Origin of the sequence: Zobellia uliginosa, from assembly GCF_018860745.1 — a bacterium.
Classification (GTDB): Bacteria; Bacteroidota; Bacteroidia; order Flavobacteriales; family Flavobacteriaceae; genus Zobellia; species Zobellia uliginosa_B.
Genome location: NZ_JAHKPY010000014.1, coordinates 734,102 through 750,028 on the forward strand (window position 1 = coordinate 734,102; position 15,927 = coordinate 750,028).

The window sequence follows — 15,927 nt, forward strand, 5'->3', positions numbered from 1 at the left end:
TTGTGGTTTCATGATGTTTGCTTTTCTAGGGTTGCTGTTTCATCAGGAACCGTATTGTCCTCTTCGTCTCCATACTGAGTTTCCTCGGTACGTGCGTCATAACCTTGTTCGCGTAGGTATCGGGAAAATATTTCGGTATAACCGTGGGTACAAATGATTTTTTCCGCTCCGGTGGCTTCAATGCTGGATAAAAGTCCTTGCCAATCGCAGTGGTCACTTAATACAAAACCTTTATCAATTGCTCTGCGTCTACGCGCACCTCTAAAAGTCATCCATCCGCTGGCAGAAGCAGTTACGTAGGGAACCATTTTACGTATCCAAGTACTTCCGTGAGCGCTAGGTGGTGCCAATACTATATTGCCGAGCAATTCTTCTTTTTTGGTTTCTTTGGTAATTAAGGTCGTTTCAGGAAAATCAACCAAAGGCCTCAGTACTTGAGTCATATTTTCTATAGCACCATGAGTATATATCTTACCTATATCCGTGTTTAGGTATTTTAATAGGCGTTGCGCTTTTCCTAAACTATATCCAAATAAAATCGATGTCTTTCCTTCCGCTTGATTTTCTGCCCACCATTGGTTGATGTTTTCAAAAACCTCTTGTTGCGGAGTCCACTTAAAAGCGGGGAGACCAAAAGTACATTCAGTAATAAAAGTATCACATTTTACCGGTTCGTAGGGGGTTGAGATACCATCATGTTCCGTTTTATAGTCCCCAGTAAACACCCATACTTCATCTTTGTATTCTACTCTAATTTGAGAAGAACCAATAATGTGTCCTGCGGGATGCAAGCTAAACTTCACATTGTTAATGTTAAAGGTTTCTCCCCATTCTTTTCCGATTACATTTATCTCACCTAACCTATGACTTATGATCGGTACGTTTCTGTGGTGGGTTATGTATTTCTTATGTCCCCATCTACTATGGTCAGCATGACCATGAGAAATTATGGCCTTGTCAACAGGCTGCCATGGGTCTAGATATACCTTGGCGGCACTACAATAAATACCTTTGTCTGTAAATTCTAGAAGCGGATTTTTCATGGTTGTTGAAAGTTACGTAATATTATAAAATGTCATTTTCCCATATTGGCATATAATAGGCTAGACCATTATGAGCCCAAAATAATCATTCAGTTAGAGGTGTATGACCTCTAAAAAATTTATATTTGCTGCCAATAAAATTGATATTTATGGCGATTGCAGATTTATATACTAGTGGTGAGCATAGGAGAAACCTGGCGCACTTTGCAGCTATTGCAACTTTGGCTAGCGTAGATGGTGAAATAAGCTCAGAAGAAAAAAGGATGTTGGACCGCTTTGCAGCTACGTTTGATATTACCGAGTCTGAATATAAGGAGGTGATGAAAAAGGAGAATAAGTATCCCATTGATCCACCACACACTTCAGAGAAAAGGCTTGAAAGGATATATGACCTTTTCCGCATTATCTTTTCAGATCACTATATAGATGATGAAGAAATGGTGCTATTAAAGAAATATGCTATTGGCCTAGGATTTTCCGGAGAACAAGCAGATAAGATTATTGAAAAATCCGTTGCTATCTTCAGTGGTAGAATAGATTTTGAAGATTACCTATACCTTGTAAAGCATTAGTAAATTAAACTAAAAAAAGCCCGGAAGAATCTAGATTCTTCCGGGCTTTTTTAGTTGTTATAAGTAATTAGAATTTTTACCTTAAATAGTAAAAGTCTTTCATTCTATTCAATGGTACTTGTCTAAGAATTCCTGAAGCTTGTTTACCATATTTTTACTTCCACAGAAGAAAGGTACGCGCTGGTGTAACTCATTAGGAACAATATCCATGATACGTGTTTTGCCACCTGTAGCTAGTCCGTTTGCCTGTTCCGCTAAAAATGCCATTGGATTACATTCATATAATAAACGTAGCTTACCTTCTTGTGTTACGCTACTTTTAGGATACATATAGATACCGCCTTTTATCATGTTTCTATGAAAATCAGAAACTAAGGAGCCAATATATCTTGATGTGTACGGTCTATCTCCTTCCTCTTCTTGGCAATATTTTATATAATCTTTTACGCCTTGGTGAAAATGTCTGTATTTCCCCTCGTTTACAGAATAAATAGTTCCGTTTTCTGGGAACTGCATATTAGGATGTGATAAATAGAAAGTACCAATAGCGGGGTTTAACGTAAATCCGTTTACGCCATCACCAGTGGTATACACAAGCATGGTAGATGTTCCGTAAACTACATAACCGGCAGCTACTTGTTGGTTACCGGGTTGTAGAAAATCTTCTAAAGTTACAGGTGTCCCTACTGGGGTAACTCTTCTGTAAATTGAAAAAATGGTCCCTACAGAAACATTGACATCCACATTGGATGAACCATCTAGCGGGTCAATAAGCACCACATATTTGTTTTGGTGGCGCTCGTCATTACTATTTATAGTTATAAAATCATCTTCTTCCTCGGAAGCTATTCCACAAACGATCTCTCTGTTAGCAAGCGTATTGATGAATTTCTCATTGGCGAATACATCTAATTTTTGTTGGTCCTCGCCTTGAATGTTGGTTTCCCCAGCTTTACCAAGGATATCTACCAAACCAGCTTTGTTTACTTCATGGTTGACGACTTTTGCCGCTAGACGAATAGCATTGATTAATTTAGAAAGCTCTCCGGAGGAATACTGAAACGAATCTTGGTTTTCGATAATAAATTCTCCGAGGGTCTGGTTTTTTTTGTGCTGCATGGATAGACTGTTTATTTGACCACAAATATCGGCTATTTTGTGAAACTATGGTTCAATGGTTTATATTTGAACTTTTAAATTTATAACTTTGTGTTTTATTTGTAACAATTATGGATTATTCAATTCGAGAGGCCAACGAGAGCGATATGCCGCAAGTCCTTACACTTGTTAAGGAACTGGCTATTTTTGAAAAAGAATCTAACGCAGTAGAAGTTACTGTAGATGATTTGAAAAATGACGGTTTTAGTGAAAAAAAACTTTTTCATTGCTTTGTTGGTGAAAATGAAGGGACTATCGTTGGTATGGCTTTGGTTTACCCAAGATATTCTACTTGGAAAGGACCGGTTATTCACTTAGAAGACTTAATAGTTACGGAGAAAATGCGTGGAAGCGGACTTGGAAGTGCCCTTTTAAAAGAAGTTGTAAAATACGGAAATGATCTTGGTGTAAAACGAATCTGTTGGGAAGTACTGGATTGGAACGAACCCGCAATTACATTTTACGAGAAAAAAGGAGCAAATGTAATGAGGGACTGGGATGTGGTGCAGTTAGATGAAAATGGAATGAAAGCGTTTTTAGAACTTTAATCGGCTATTTTATGGATTATAATGGTAAAAGGTTCCGACCCGTGCAAAACTCCGATAACGGGGAAACTACGCAAGAAACCATTTTTCATTACCAACAAACAGGAAATATACTTACCTCCGAATATACCGGAGGAAACATAAAAAGAGGTCACCTTATTGGTTTGGTAGATGATAAGGGAAATATAGATATGCGTTATCATCAAGTTAATGTAAATGGTGAGTTAATGACTGGTATATGCGCATCCATACCGGAGTTTACCAAAGAAGGAAAAATAAGATTGCACGAAACTTGGCAGTGGACTTCTGGAGACAGATCTAAAGGGAATTCTATTTTAGAAGAGCTGTAGCAGGTTTTAGATAAAAAATAAGAAATACTTTTCCCGTCTAGCGGAAATAAAAATTAATAGTATAAAAATATGCGAGTTTTTAAGTTTGGTGGAGCATCTGTAAAAGATGCGGAAGGAGTAAAAAACGTTGTTGATGTATTAAAGCAAACGGGGCATGAGAACACTATAGTGGTAGTGTCTGCTATGGGTAAGACCACCAATGCCATGGAAGCCACCGTAAATGCGTATTTTGATGATAAATCTGCCCTAACGGCAGCATTTCAGGAGACTATAGCGTATCACAACGCAATTTTAAAAGATCTCTTTTCTAACGCTAACCATGAGATTTTTGGTCTTGTAAAAGGTTTATTTGATGAAGTGCAGGGCTTTTTAGCTTGGAATAAATCTCCTAATTACAACTTCGTTTATGATCAAGTAGTTGGTTACGGAGAGTTGGTGTCTACAACAATATTAAACGCGTATTTAAACGAAGTAGGCATCAATAGTAATTGGGTAGATATTCGGGATTTTATTAAAACCAATGATATTTACCGTGATGTTTCCGTTAATTGGGAGAAGACCCAAGAAAGGATATCTAAAGGTATAGATAAAACTAAATTGAATATAACCCAAGGTTTTTTGGGTAGTGACGATAACAATTTTACAACTACATTGGGTAGGGAAGGGTCTGACTATACAGCGGCTATTTTGGCATATTGCTTAAATGCAGATTCGGTTACCATCTGGAAAGATGTACCGGGAGTATTGAATGCAGATCCAAGATATTTTTCGGAAACTCAATTGTTGAACAATATATCGTATAGAGAGGCCATAGAGCTTGCGTTTTACGGGGCTTCTGTAATACACCCTAAAACATTACAACCTTTACAGCAAAAAGAGATTCCGCTTCACGTAAAGTCTTTTTTAAATCCTACCAATGCAGGTACAACTGTTGGAAAAGGAGTTGGAATAGAGCCAAAAGTCCCCTGTTTTATCGTAAAGAAAAATCAGGTACTGATGAAATTATCTTCTTTGGATTTTTCATTCATAGTTGAAGATAGTATCAGCGAACTTTTTAAATTGTTCCATGATCATAAGATGAAAGTCGACTTGATTCAAAACTCTGCAATTAGTTTTTCAGTTTGTGTTGATAATCGTTTCGGTCGTTTAGATGATCTTTTAAATCTGTTGAAAAGTAGATTTAAAGTCGCTCATCATGAAGGTGTATCGCTCTACACCATTAGACATTTTGATGACAAGGCAATTGAGTCTTTACAAAACGGGCATGAAGTCCTCTTAGAGCAGAGGGGTAAGGAGACCTTGCAACTGGTCGTAAAGTAATCTCTGCTTTGTAGGTCTAAATTTGTTAAAAAGGGTTTCCCCTATAACGTTTTTCCTATCTTAGCGGGCACCTAATCGAAAAATGAACTATGGGTTTAGTGACCGCGAAAGAAGTGGCCAAAGCTACCAAACTTGATAAATACGGGTTTTTAGGTACGTTTATGGCTTGGGTATTGCTTAGGGTCACTAAGATTTCTAACATGAACAGACGGTATGATAAGATGAGCCATTTAGATGGCCCTGATTTCTTGGATGCCGTGCTTGAAGATTATGAAATAGATTATGAAATCCCAGAAGAAGATTTAAAACGCCTTCCCAAGGAAGGGCCTTATATTACCGTTAGTAACCATCCTTTAGGTGGTATGGACGGGATTGTTCTGCTAAAGCTAATGTTGAAGCATAGACCAGATTATAAGGTAATGGCCAATTTTTTATTACAACGGTTTAAACCATTGGCCCAATATATCTTTCCGGTTAATCCATTTGAAGACCGCAAAGAAGCTAAGAGTAGTATAGCAGGATTCAAGAACGCCATGCTACATTTAAAAAATGGACACCCTATCGGTATTTTTCCTGCAGGGGAAGTGTCTACTAAGAAAGAAGGCAAAATTGCCGTAGATAAACCTTGGGAAGAAACGGCAATAAAATTGATCAGAAAGGCAGAAGTTCCCGTTGTTCCTATTTACTTTCATGCAAAGAACAGCAAGTTGTTCTATCGCTTGGCAAAAATTAGTGGTGTTTTCCGTACGGCTAAGTTGCCCTCAGAGGTTTATTCCCAAAGAAACAGACCCATTAAGATACGTATTGGTCAACCTATTTCTATTGCAACTCAGAAGGAACAGGAATCTTTAGAGGAGTATACGGAGCTGCTGCGTAGAAAGACATATATACTTGCCAACGCATACGAAAAGGAAAGGCTTATAGACCAGATACCTACCTCTTTAAAACTGCCTAAACAACCACGAAAAATTGTGAAGCCGGTTAGTAAAGAAGTCATTGAAGCCGAGATTCAAAAGCTTGTCGAAAATGATAGGCGTATGGTACAAAGCAAAAACTACGAAGTATTTTTAGCACCCGCCGATGAAATTCCTTTTACGCTTCAAGAAATTGGACGCCAACGAGAGATTACCTTTCGCGAAATAGGAGAAGGCACCAATAATTCTATAGATATTGATGAATTTGATTCCTATTACCATCATATGTTCTTGTGGGATAATGAAGCTAAGGTAATTGCCGGAGCATACCGCATGGGATTGGGGGCGGAGATTTTTGCCAAATATGGTATAGATGGTTTTTATCTTCAAGATCTTTTTCGTTTTGAGCCTGAACTTTTTGGTATGATGACCCAATCCATTGAGATGGGTAGAGCTTACATTGTTAAGGAATATCAGTTAAAACCAATGCCTCTGTTTTTGTTATGGAAAGGTATTGTACATACAACTCTAAGACATCCAGAACATAAGTATTTGATTGGCGGTGTGAGCATCAGTAACCAGTTTTCTAATTTCTCGAAATCACTGATGATCGAGTTTATGAAAAGTAATTATTGGGATCCTTACGTAGCTCAATATGTACGCCCTAAAAAGGAATTTAAGGTAAAATTAAAGGATGCCGATAAAGAATTTGTTTTTGATGAAACGCAGGCGGATTTGAACAAATTCGATAAGTTGATCGATGAGGTAGAACCGGGTAATCTACGCTTACCGGTTCTAATAAAAAAGTACATAAAGCAAAATGCGAAGGTGGTTGCCTTTAATGTTGATCCATTATTCAACAATGCTATAGATGGATTGATGTACATTAAAATATCGGATCTACCGGAAAGTACCGTAAAGCCTGTAATGGAAGAGTTTCAGGCAGAATTGGAACGAAAGTTTACGGAGTCTCGACAAAATTTTTAGAAGTAATTTGGAGTTAATCGATACCAACTACTTTGCTTCTTCTTTCAAACAATACATTGTCTTTCCAAACGCCATCTCTTTTACCAATGCGCTCCCGTTTTCCTATACATCTAAAACCCATTTTTTCATGAAGTTTAATACTTCCTATATTTTCAGGAAACACACCGGATTGTAAGGTCCATATTCCGTTTTCTTCACTCTGTGCAATTAAGGCTTGCATAAGTACGGAGCCAACGCCCTTTCCTCTGGCTTCCTTAGAAATATAGATGCTAACTTCGCCCACACCACCATATACACATCTGCTAGATACAGGAGAAAGTGCTGCCCAACCTAAGCATTGGTCTTCTTCAAAAGCCACTATTCTGCAATTTGCGATGTGGGAACTGTTCCAGGCCTCGTAAGAAGGAGGTTGGTTCTCAAATGTGGCGTAACCAGTTGCTATGCCATCGGCATATATTTTTGAAACGGAAGGCCAATCTTCTGGCAACATGGGTCTTAGTTCTAGATGTTCCATGGTTAAGGTTTAAAAATTATGAGATTATAAACTTTTGAACCAATCCTGAAAATATTCGCCTACCAGCACAGTTGGATTCATGTTGTTGCTAGCGGCATTAATAAGGCTCATGATTATTAATACAAGGCCTATTATAGCTGCAAAGCATCCTACAATGGGGATAATTCCTAAAACAATGGTCAGTAGCCAAATGCCCAGCGTCTGACGTATGTAAAAGCTACCAAATTCTGTTTGGTTTTGAGAATTCATTATTAGGGCTACGATCCAACCGATTACTGTAATATGGGCAATAATCGCTACAATCTTACCATTGTCGGGATTATTTGGGTCAAAGGTTTGTTTCACTTCTTCTTGAAAGTCGTTCGCCGCTTTTTTTGCATTTTCTGAGAAATCTTTTCCTTCTTCTGACATGGTATGTGGGTTTGGTGGTTACGGTGTCTTAAATATAACTATATTTTCTAATTACAGGAACGCTTTGTCTATAGGTTCCCAAAGTTCTAGTTTGTTGCCTTCCGGGTCTAAGATCCATCCGAATTTTCCATAATCATATTCTTCGATTTCCCCAACGATGGTAACGCCTTCCTGTTTTAAAGCTTCTAAAAGCTCAACTAGGTTTTCTACCCTAAAATTCATCATGAATTGCTTTTGGCTGGGTTCAAAATATTTGGTGTCTTCGCTCATTGGGCTCCATTGGGTAGAGCAATCGTTGCCTTCTTTGTCTTTCCACCAAAAAGTACACCCATATTGATCTGTGTTTAGTCCCAAGCGCTCTTTATACCATTCTTTCATGTGGTCTGGGTCATTACTTTTAAAGAAGAATCCGCCTAGACCGGTAACTCTGTTTTTCATTCATTTTTGGTTTTGTGTGGTTCGTAGATGATGTTTACTTACTTTTTGGTCTTGTATTTTTCTCGTAAAGTTGAATCCAATCGGTTACGGTCATTTTTTGACATAGCGAAGCAATGAGTTCGTACGGTATGTCTGTCATTGATTTAAACCGAATACAACTTTTGCCCATATCTAATTTGCGCTTGCAATGTTTTGGGTATTGAGTTACAAACCAATCATGCAATTCTGGGTTGGCATAAATACCGGAATGATAGAGCGCTATAAAATTCTTTTGAGAAGCCAAATTTATAAACGGAAGCGGTAGCTTTGGGTCGCAATGATACCCGTCTGGGTATACAGAATGTGGAACAACATAACCCAACATACCGTAGCTTATTTGTTCTTCAAAACCCTTTGGTATATTTTTTAATATGGTATTTCTTAGCAAGGAAATAACTTCCTGACGTTCTGGTGGAAGTTGAGCAATATATTCTAGCGGTGAATCTGCTTTGTAGTTCATGCTCAAACATGTTGATCAATAAGGATAGGATTACCATCTGGGTCTAAGATCATACATCTTGCAGGACCTGATGTGCTTTCATCTGCTTCAGCTTCTAAGTGAATTCCTTTTGCCTTAAAGTGTTTTTGAAGTTTTCGGACATCGTCAAAAGAATCTTGTGGTTCCGCATTTGAGTTCCACCCTGGATTAAAGGTTAGAATATTCTTGTCAAACATACCTTGAAAAACACCTATGGTAGCATTACCATTTTTAAGGATTAACCAATTTTGCTCAATATCCCCTGCAAATACAGAAAAGCCCAAAGTTTCATAAAATTGTTTGGATACTTGAATGTCCTGAACATTCAAGCTCACAGAAAAGTTACCTAATTGCATCGTTTTTGATTTTTAGATGAATAAACTATACGCCTCATAATCCGGTGGGGGAGGTATATGCAATTTGGACTATGGTCTTCTAAGTTAGCAAAATTTTTCTTTTACCTTATCTACTACGGTTTGTGCCAGTTTTTCAAGACTCTCTACCGTCCAACCAGCTACATGTGGAGTAAGTATTACGTTTTCCGCTTGAATAAGGTACTGAAAGGCTTCGGGCATCCTGCTAAGGTCTACATCGCCATCCGCTGCTGTAGTAAACATATTTTCAAAAGAAGCTTTTTCGTATTCTAAAACGTCTAGCCCTGCTCCTAGAACCTTACCTGATTTAAGGCCAGATACTAAATCTTTACTTATAACGGCTTTACCTCTTGCTGTATTAAGTAACCAAAAAGGATTGTGGAACTTTTCTATAAATTCAGCATCTACCATACCAATAGTAAGGTCTGTTTGAGGAATGTGTAAGCTAAGGACGTCTGTTCTTTGGTGTAATTCCATAATGCCTACTTGACGTGCATTTTCATCACCAACACCACCTTGAATATCATAACAGATTACTTCTACATCAAAACCACGTAGTTTTTTAGCGAAAGCCTTGCCCATATTACCGTACCCAACTATACCTACGGTTCTTCCGTCTAGTTCAATGCCACGGTTGCCTTCACGGTCCCATTTACCCCTACGGACTTCCTTATCGGCCTTTTGTAGTTTATTAAAGAGTGATAGGAGCATGCCTAAGGTATGTTCTCCTACGGCATTTCTATTGCCTTCTGGGGCAGCTGCTAAGAAAATATCGTTAGCCTCGGCATGGAGTACATCAATATTCTCTAAACCGGCACCTAGTCTTCCTATAAATTTTAGCTTGGAAGCCTTATTTAAAAATTCACTGTCGATGCTAAATCGACTACGAATAATCAGTCCGTCATATTCATGAATTTTAGCCTCAATATCAGCTTTTGAAGAGGTGTAGTCTTCATCATTCTGAAATCCCAATTCATTAAACTGTTCTATTAATAGTGGATGGTTGACATCAACGTGTAAAATTCTCATACTATAAATTTAGATTTTGGGATAAATGTTCTGTGTTATTTCATGTTCTATGTTTCCGGTATGGGCCGTGTTCTGTTTTTCAAAAAGTAAAACAAGGACTTCTTCTCCTTCTTTTGTTGAAGGGCAATGCTCCACTCCTTTTGGAACAACTATAATTTCACCTTCGTGAACAACTTCTGTACGATCCCGAAATTTCATGTACAGTACACCTTTTAATACTTGAAAAAGCTCATCTTCATTTTCATGTGCATGCCATACAAATTCACCTTGAATTTTAGCCAGTAGAACCTGCATGTCATCTACAACTGCGATTTGATGTGGATGCCACTGTTTGTTAAAAAGAGTATGCTTTTGCGTTAGGTTGATTGCTTTCATCAAATTAAAATTTATGATCTGAAAGATATTAATTTTTAGATGCCCAACACCACTTTAGCAATAGAGAAGTAAATAAGAATACCAAAAATGTCATTACTGGTCGTAATGAAAGGACCCGTGGCAATTGCCGGATCAATACCGCGTTTGTGCAAAAATAAGGGGGTAAAAGTGCCAATGAAACCGGCAACGAGGATTACAGCTATTAGAGACAGACAAATGGCTAATGATGTTAGAAATTCCCCTTTCCAGAACCAAGTGAAAATTAAAAGAATAGTAGCTAGTGCAAATCCGTTCAATAAGGCTAATAACATTTCTTTGACCAGACGGCTACTTACACTCCCCTTTAAATCGTCATTGGCTAAACCTTGTACGATAATAGCGCTAGATTGCACGCCTACATTGCCTGCCATTGCAGCGATAAGAGGAGTAAAGAAAAATAAAACGGCATGCTTACTGATCATTTCTTCAAAACCACCCATAATGGCAGCAGCGCCAACACCGCCCACCAGGCCTAAAAATAGCCAAGGAAGGCGCGCTCTGGTTAAATCCCAAATGCTATCATCTGCTTCTACATCTTGCGAGATACCTGCCGCCATTTGATAATCCTTATCGGCCTCTTCACGTATAACATCTACAATATCATCAATAGTAATACGACCCACCAAACGACCAATTTCGTCCACAACGGGAATGGCCTCTAAGTCATATTTAGACATGATTTTGGCTACTTCCTCCGGTTTTTCGTTGACATTAACAGAATCTACTTTTGGGATGTAAACCTCACTAATGTGGGTGCGAGTAGATGTGGTCAACAGATCTTTCAAGGATAAGCGACCTTTGAGTTTATCATTATCATCAACTACGTAAATGGAGTGAACCCTAGTTACGTTTTCGGCTTGAGCGCGCATTTCCTTAACGCATTTGAGCACATCCCAATTTTCCCTGACTTTTACTAATTCTTTGGCCATAAGACCACCGGCAGAGTTCTCATCATATCTTAAAAGGTCTACAATGTCTTTGGCATGATCACGGTCTTCAATTTCGGAAATTACTTCTTGAATAATTTCATTGGGGAGTTCCCCAATTATATCTGCGGCATCATCCGTATCCAATTCATCAAGTTCTTCGGCAATTTCCTTGGCAGAAAGGTTATTAAGTATAGCTTCACGAACATCTTCATCTAGCTCTGTAAGAACATCGGATGTTTTGTCACTATCAAGAAGTTTTATAAGATAAGTGGCTTCGTCTTCATTTAACTCATCAATGATATCGGCAATATCGGCATAGTGAATATCATCCATTAGTTTTACCAGGTCGGTATCTCTTTTGGATTCAATCAGCTGCTCAATTTCAGCTAGAAGGTCATCTGTTAGTTTAAAAGGTGTCATCTTATCTTATCATATAAAGCGGTTATGAATAAACAGCTGCAAAGCTAAAGAAAAAGGCTTAAAGCTTTGTGCTCTTTACGATTTCTTAGTATGCATTATCCATTAAATCCAATTTATAGCTATAGAAAGAATGAAAAAAGGTTCTAAAGAGGATATGCCGGTGGATATTTACCCTAAATCAGATGCAACTTTTTTAGTAAGTTCAATAAAATCCACTACGCTTAGTTGTTCCGGGCGTTTGTCAAATATAATATCAGCCCTAAGTTCTGGCGAAAGATCAAAAGTTTTTAAACTGTTCCTGATAGTCTTACGGCGCTGATTAAAAGCAGCTTTCACCACTCTAAAAAATAGTTTTTCGTCACAATCTAAGCTAAAATTCTCCTTGCGTACCAAGCGTAATACGCCAGATTGTACTTTTGGTGGAGGGTCAAACACTTGCGGAGGTACTGTAAAAAGGTATTCGGCATCATAATAGGCCTGTACTAATACAGATAAAATACCGTACGTTTTATTTCCTTCTCCTTCACAAATACGTTTAGCTACTTCCTTTTGGAACATACCTGAAAATTCAGGCACTTGTTCTTTCATTTCCAACATTTTGAAAATAATTTGGGTAGAGATATTGTACGGGAAGTTTCCGGTTATGGCAAATTGTTCATCCCCGAAAAGGGTGTTTAGGTCATATTTTAAAAAATCTGCTTCAATAACCTCAAGCGTGCTTTTACCGGACATAACATTGGCATGTTCTAAAGGAAAACTATGGTTAAGGTAAACAATTGAGTCTGCATCCAGGTCCATTGCTATGAGCCTCATATCTTGCTGAAGAAGATATTTTGTAAGCACGCCTGTACCAGGTCCTATTTCAACTACGTTTCTGTAACCATTTAGTGAAATGGTCCCCGCTATTTTTTGAGCAATTTCCTCATCTTTTAGAAAGTGCTGTCCCAAATGCTTTTTAGCTTTTACCGGACTGTCCTCTTTCCAAGGTTTTGAAAATTTTTTATCGTAGCTTTTCTTCTTTTTCTTACCCATATTTTTCTTTTAAGCCTTTATATAAACCCAAGCACTGCTGCCTGATTTTAAACTGACTTGTATTCTTTTATATGCTGTGCCTTCGTAAAGGTCTGCTTTTTGTAATTCATACTGCTCTAGTTTATAGACCATGCCGTTAATTGCGTTTTCTCTGGTATTGGTAACTTCAATGACCAAGTAGCTCTCCATTACTTTTTTAGGGGAAATTTGATATCCAACTAGGATGGCTTCGCGACCTCTCAAATGCCCACCATAAAACCTTAATTTGAACAGAAAGGTTTTGAAGCGTTCCATAACTGAAGAGGTAATGCATATTTTTTAATGCTCGCTTACGATTTCCATTTCGGTTCTGAAGGATACGAATTTGTTTGGAAACCGTTTGTGGGCATCCTCCCGTAATCTTGGTGCGTCTTCAGAGTAATAGCGAAGTAGCTCTTCTTTGCTTAAAGTCGTAAATTGTACGGAATAACTTATGCCGCCCATATCTTCCTCCACCATAATCTTACTCATTTTGGCGTTTAGGAATTTTCCGGTTGCAAGTACGTCCGGTATATGAACTTCGCGCATCCATACCAGCCATTCATCATGAACGGATTCTTCTATATTGGTCGTAATGTTGTATATGTACATATTGTTGGTTTAGTTTATGGCATCACCTCTAAGCATTCTAAAATTCTTTCGCGCTTGCGGAAAATAGTAACTGTCTTGGTAATTATAGATAATTTTCTCGTAATGCGATTTCGCTTTTTCTGGTTGGTTCAATTTATTCTTATATAACTCTGCAAGTGCAAAATAGGCGTCGTCCGCTATTATACCATTGGCGTAAAACTCTATTATCTTCTGGTAATTATACTCCGCTGCTTCATAGTCTTTTATATATTCCATAAGCTCTCCTTGCTTTAGTAGCGCTTCATCTTCTATTTTTTCGCCTTTATGGTTTTCAAGAATACCATCAAGCTCAGCAATGGCTTCTTTTGTTTTGTTTTGATACGCCAAAAGATCTGCTCGGGCAAATTTCTTTAAAGCGGTCTGTGTAGAATCTTCCAGTGAATTATCGGAGATTAATAAACTCAATTGCATGGCGTCATTGGCAATGAGTTGAGAGGTAGAGCTTCTTAGTACTTTTAGCTGTGTAAGCGCCCAATCAAAATCGCCCTTATAAAAACTGGTCTGAGCCACTTTAAACCTAGCATTTTGCCCTAAGACATCGTTTTTTAGATTTTGTTGTATCTGAGAAAAATAAATAAGAGCTTCATTAAACCGCTTGTCATAAACTAAAATATCACCAAGGGCTAATTTTACAAAAGCCTTTCCACGTGCATTAAGTGGTAGTTCTAAACTTTGTTTTAAAATCTGAATTGCTTTTTCCGGATTTTCTTTTTTAAAGGTGAGAAAATTAGAGTACGCTACTTGTAATTGTAAAGTTTGCGCTTTGTAACCGTGAAAACTTATGAGTTCTTCAAATTCTTTCTCTATATGTTCAAGGTCCTTTTGGGTAGCGTCTAAGAGCTGAATATCTATTAGGTTTAGTTGAGCGTTAAGTTTGGTTACGGCATCACCACTGTTGTCTGCTATATATTGAAATATTTCTTGGGCGGTTTCTGTCTCTTTTTCTTCAAGCGTTAAATTGCCAAGAGTGTTTAGGCGTTGCATATTAGCACCTTCAACACGTTTATAAATAGCCTTTTCTTGTCTAAACGCGCTGCCATATTGTTTTTGTTGTACAAAGAGCCAGCTGAGCAGTTCGTTCCAAAGAATTTCCGGATTTTTTTGTGCGTTTTGTAATAGTATTTTTTTTAGTATGATGTTATTCTCGTTCTCTGGGTCCGCAGTGATGAACTCATCAATATTACGGAGTACTTTGGATTTTGATGTTTTACCCTCGCTAATAAGTCTTAAATACGAAACATACATCTTTTCAACATCTCCTTGTTCACCATAAATACGAGCCATTTGGTAATTAAAATCTAATTGGGGATTAAGTTCCATGGCCATGGTGTAGGCCGCAAGGGCTTGGTCTAAAAGTGCATATTTTTGAAATCTAAAGCCAATACCGTAACCATAATTAGGATTTTCTTTAATTTGTAAAATTGCTTTTTGGTAGTAATCCTGAGCTTTTTCCCTTTGATCTTGCAATCTATAATTATACCCCATTTCTATGAGCAGTGTAGGGTACACATTATTCTCTTTAACTTTCTCCGACAATAATTCTTCTACATCTGTATAACGCTCCAGTTGTTGATAGGTGGCAATAAGGGCTTCGGTATAATCTGTTCTACGGGGATTTTGCTTGACAAGCTTTTCGTAGTACACTACCGCTTTATCAAAATTACCATCGTTAAAATACTGCTTCGCCAAGAAATCATCTTGGGCAACAGCGGAAAATGTAATAAGAAGAATGGCGATGCTATATAGAGCCTTCATACATGAAATTTAACAAATTTACGTCAGCCATGGAAAAGAATCTGTTAATGGGACTATAATTTGCCATAAATAGGAGGTAACCCAGGTTTGCTTCGTTTTACACACGATTAAAAGCCATTCATACAATGTTAAGTAATGTCTGTATTTAAGTGTAATATATTTATAATCAGAATATTAATGAGTATAAATTTAAAATCGGAAAAATGGCAGCATTTGTAAAAAATTGTGACCGCTATGCGGCATTTCTTTATCCAAACGGAACTAATTCAGGTAGAATTAATTTGTACTGTGCGGATGGATATAGGTTGTATCTAATCTTTGTAGATGGGAATTTATCTGAGAATACCTATAACGAAGACATAAAAACCGGAGTGGGTTACGAACCTATAGATAGGTATAGTGATTATTTAGATTTGATTAGAAATGAAAAACCAATACGGGTAACGTTCAATACCACTAGGAAAAGTTATGTGGTCTACGCTTCAGGTGAAGAGGTTGGGGAAGGAGAGATGTAAATTGTGTAAAACAAAATCGGC

At 37.8% G+C, this 15,927-nt stretch carries 20 protein-coding genes; 6 read left to right on the forward strand and 14 right to left on the reverse strand.

The features are described from left to right. Positions 1–8: 8 nt before the first annotated feature. Positions 9–1,043, reverse strand: a complete 1,035-nt coding sequence (locus KO521_RS17995) for a ligase-associated DNA damage response exonuclease (protein WP_215941288.1) — start codon at positions 1,041–1,043, stop codon at positions 9–11. Between the two features lie 149 nt (positions 1,044–1,192). Here KO521_RS17995 and KO521_RS18000 point away from each other — a divergent pair, with 149 nt between their 5' ends. Next, positions 1,193–1,615, forward strand: a complete 423-nt coding sequence (locus KO521_RS18000; RefSeq protein WP_215941289.1) for a TerB family tellurite resistance protein — start codon at positions 1,193–1,195, stop codon at positions 1,613–1,615. 108 nt (positions 1,616–1,723) lie between these two features. Here KO521_RS18000 and fbp read toward each other — a convergent pair whose 3' ends face one another. Then, entirely contained in the window at positions 1,724–2,734 is a 1,011-nt protein-coding gene (fbp, locus tag KO521_RS18005) for a class 1 fructose-bisphosphatase (RefSeq protein ID WP_215941290.1), read from the reverse strand. A 110-nt stretch (positions 2,735–2,844) separates the two neighbouring features. On the opposite strand from fbp, the gene KO521_RS18010 reads away from it, so the two are divergent. From KO521_RS18010 to KO521_RS18025, 4 genes are all read left to right on the forward strand, one after another. After that, entirely contained in the window at positions 2,845–3,321 is a 477-nt protein-coding gene (locus KO521_RS18010; RefSeq protein WP_215941291.1) for a GNAT family N-acetyltransferase, read from the forward strand. An 11-nt stretch (positions 3,322–3,332) separates the two neighbouring features. After that, a complete protein-coding gene (locus KO521_RS18015; protein ID WP_215941292.1) occupies positions 3,333–3,668 on the forward strand; it encodes a n-acetylglutamate synthase in 336 nt (111 codons plus the stop codon). A gap of 69 nt (positions 3,669–3,737) precedes the next feature. Continuing rightward, entirely contained in the window at positions 3,738–4,988 is a 1,251-nt protein-coding gene (locus KO521_RS18020; RefSeq protein WP_215941293.1) for an aspartate kinase, read from the forward strand. 89 nt (positions 4,989–5,077) lie between these two features. Next, positions 5,078–6,889, forward strand: a complete 1,812-nt coding sequence (locus KO521_RS18025; RefSeq protein WP_215941294.1) for a GNAT family N-acyltransferase — start codon at positions 5,078–5,080, stop codon at positions 6,887–6,889. 13 nt (positions 6,890–6,902) lie between these two features. Here the strand turns inward: KO521_RS18025 and KO521_RS18030 are convergent, their stop codons facing one another. The 12 genes from KO521_RS18030 to KO521_RS18085 all read right to left on the reverse strand — a co-directional run bounded on the left by KO521_RS18030 (position 6,903) and on the right by KO521_RS18085 (position 15,391). After that, positions 6,903–7,403, reverse strand: a complete 501-nt coding sequence (locus KO521_RS18030; RefSeq protein ID WP_215941295.1) for a GNAT family N-acetyltransferase — start codon at positions 7,401–7,403, stop codon at positions 6,903–6,905. Between the two features lie 24 nt (positions 7,404–7,427). Further along, positions 7,428–7,814: a YtxH domain-containing protein gene (locus KO521_RS18035; protein ID WP_215941296.1), complete on the reverse strand. Its 387-nt coding sequence runs from the start codon at positions 7,812–7,814 to the stop codon at positions 7,428–7,430. A gap of 51 nt (positions 7,815–7,865) precedes the next feature. Next, complete coding sequence (locus KO521_RS18040; RefSeq protein ID WP_215941297.1) at positions 7,866–8,252, reverse strand: VOC family protein; 387 nt, start codon at positions 8,250–8,252, stop codon at positions 7,866–7,868. Between the two features lie 34 nt (positions 8,253–8,286). Beyond that, positions 8,287–8,751: a DUF1801 domain-containing protein gene (locus KO521_RS18045; RefSeq protein WP_215941298.1), complete on the reverse strand. Its 465-nt coding sequence runs from the start codon at positions 8,749–8,751 to the stop codon at positions 8,287–8,289. Positions 8,752–8,753: 2 nt separating this feature from the next. Continuing rightward, positions 8,754–9,125 carry a VOC family protein gene (locus KO521_RS18050; protein ID WP_215941299.1) on the reverse strand — a complete coding sequence of 124 codons (372 nt, stop codon included), beginning with the start codon at positions 9,123–9,125 and terminating at the stop codon, positions 8,754–8,756. A gap of 84 nt (positions 9,126–9,209) precedes the next feature. After that, the gene (locus tag KO521_RS18055) at positions 9,210–10,172 is read right to left on the reverse strand and encodes a 2-hydroxyacid dehydrogenase (RefSeq protein ID WP_215941300.1); all 963 of its coding nucleotides are present in this window, start codon (positions 10,170–10,172) and stop codon (positions 9,210–9,212) included. Positions 10,173–10,181: 9 nt separating this feature from the next. Further along, positions 10,182–10,547 carry a cupin domain-containing protein gene (locus tag KO521_RS18060; RefSeq protein WP_215941301.1) on the reverse strand — a complete coding sequence of 122 codons (366 nt, stop codon included), beginning with the start codon at positions 10,545–10,547 and terminating at the stop codon, positions 10,182–10,184. Positions 10,548–10,582: 35 nt separating this feature from the next. Then, positions 10,583–11,935, reverse strand: a complete 1,353-nt coding sequence (gene mgtE / locus KO521_RS18065) for a magnesium transporter (RefSeq protein WP_215941302.1) — start codon at positions 11,933–11,935, stop codon at positions 10,583–10,585. A 168-nt stretch (positions 11,936–12,103) separates the two neighbouring features. Beyond that, entirely contained in the window at positions 12,104–12,967 is an 864-nt protein-coding gene (gene rsmA / locus KO521_RS18070; protein ID WP_215941303.1) for a 16S rRNA (adenine(1518)-N(6)/adenine(1519)-N(6))-dimethyltransferase RsmA, read from the reverse strand. 9 nt (positions 12,968–12,976) lie between these two features. Beyond that, a complete protein-coding gene (locus tag KO521_RS18075; RefSeq protein WP_215941304.1) occupies positions 12,977–13,261 on the reverse strand; it encodes a gamma-glutamylcyclotransferase in 285 nt (94 codons plus the stop codon). Positions 13,262–13,285: 24 nt separating this feature from the next. Next, positions 13,286–13,597: a DUF4286 family protein gene (locus KO521_RS18080; RefSeq protein WP_215941305.1), complete on the reverse strand. Its 312-nt coding sequence runs from the start codon at positions 13,595–13,597 to the stop codon at positions 13,286–13,288. 9 nt (positions 13,598–13,606) lie between these two features. After that, complete coding sequence (locus KO521_RS18085; RefSeq protein WP_215941306.1) at positions 13,607–15,391, reverse strand: tetratricopeptide repeat protein; 1,785 nt, start codon at positions 15,389–15,391, stop codon at positions 13,607–13,609. Positions 15,392–15,594: 203 nt separating this feature from the next. On the opposite strand from KO521_RS18085, the gene KO521_RS18090 reads away from it, so the two are divergent. Further along, the gene (locus KO521_RS18090; protein WP_215941307.1) at positions 15,595–15,906 is read left to right on the forward strand and encodes a hypothetical protein; all 312 of its coding nucleotides are present in this window, start codon (positions 15,595–15,597) and stop codon (positions 15,904–15,906) included. Positions 15,907–15,927 lie beyond the last annotated feature (21 nt).

Bases quoted from the DNA above. Each gene is read 5' to 3' on its own strand.
- KO521_RS18090 (WP_215941307.1), top strand. From the start codon at position 15,595: ATGGCAGCATTTGTAAAAAATTGTGACCGCTATGCGGCATTTCTTTAT.
- KO521_RS18020 (WP_215941293.1), top strand. From the start codon at position 3,738: ATGCGAGTTTTTAAGTTTGGTGGAGCATCTGTAAAAGATGCGGAAGGA.
- KO521_RS17995 (WP_215941288.1), bottom strand. From the start codon at position 1,043: ATGAAAAATCCGCTTCTAGAATTTACAGACAAAGGTATTTATTGTAGT.
- fbp (WP_215941290.1), bottom strand. From the start codon at position 2,734: ATGCAGCACAAAAAAAACCAGACCCTCGGAGAATTTATTATCGAAAAC.
- KO521_RS18055 (WP_215941300.1), bottom strand. From the start codon at position 10,172: ATGAGAATTTTACACGTTGATGTCAACCATCCACTATTAATAGAACAG.
- KO521_RS18040 (WP_215941297.1), bottom strand. From the start codon at position 8,252: ATGAAAAACAGAGTTACCGGTCTAGGCGGATTCTTCTTTAAAAGTAAT.
- KO521_RS18000 (WP_215941289.1), top strand. From the start codon at position 1,193: ATGGCGATTGCAGATTTATATACTAGTGGTGAGCATAGGAGAAACCTG.
- rsmA (WP_215941303.1), bottom strand. From the start codon at position 12,967: ATGGGTAAGAAAAAGAAGAAAAGCTACGATAAAAAATTTTCAAAACCT.
- KO521_RS18015 (WP_215941292.1), top strand. From the start codon at position 3,333: ATGGATTATAATGGTAAAAGGTTCCGACCCGTGCAAAACTCCGATAAC.
- mgtE (WP_215941302.1), bottom strand. From the start codon at position 11,935: ATGACACCTTTTAAACTAACAGATGACCTTCTAGCTGAAATTGAGCAG.
- KO521_RS18035 (WP_215941296.1), bottom strand. From the start codon at position 7,814: ATGTCAGAAGAAGGAAAAGATTTCTCAGAAAATGCAAAAAAAGCGGCG.
- KO521_RS18085 (WP_215941306.1), bottom strand. From the start codon at position 15,391: ATGAAGGCTCTATATAGCATCGCCATTCTTCTTATTACATTTTCCGCT.
- KO521_RS18025 (WP_215941294.1), top strand. From the start codon at position 5,078: ATGGGTTTAGTGACCGCGAAAGAAGTGGCCAAAGCTACCAAACTTGAT.
- KO521_RS18050 (WP_215941299.1), bottom strand. From the start codon at position 9,125: ATGCAATTAGGTAACTTTTCTGTGAGCTTGAATGTTCAGGACATTCAA.
- KO521_RS18045 (WP_215941298.1), bottom strand. From the start codon at position 8,751: ATGAACTACAAAGCAGATTCACCGCTAGAATATATTGCTCAACTTCCA.
- KO521_RS18030 (WP_215941295.1), bottom strand. From the start codon at position 7,403: ATGGAACATCTAGAACTAAGACCCATGTTGCCAGAAGATTGGCCTTCC.
- KO521_RS18010 (WP_215941291.1), top strand. From the start codon at position 2,845: ATGGATTATTCAATTCGAGAGGCCAACGAGAGCGATATGCCGCAAGTC.
- KO521_RS18060 (WP_215941301.1), bottom strand. From the start codon at position 10,547: ATGAAAGCAATCAACCTAACGCAAAAGCATACTCTTTTTAACAAACAG.
- KO521_RS18075 (WP_215941304.1), bottom strand. From the start codon at position 13,261: ATGGAACGCTTCAAAACCTTTCTGTTCAAATTAAGGTTTTATGGTGGG.
- KO521_RS18080 (WP_215941305.1), bottom strand. From the start codon at position 13,597: ATGTACATATACAACATTACGACCAATATAGAAGAATCCGTTCATGAT.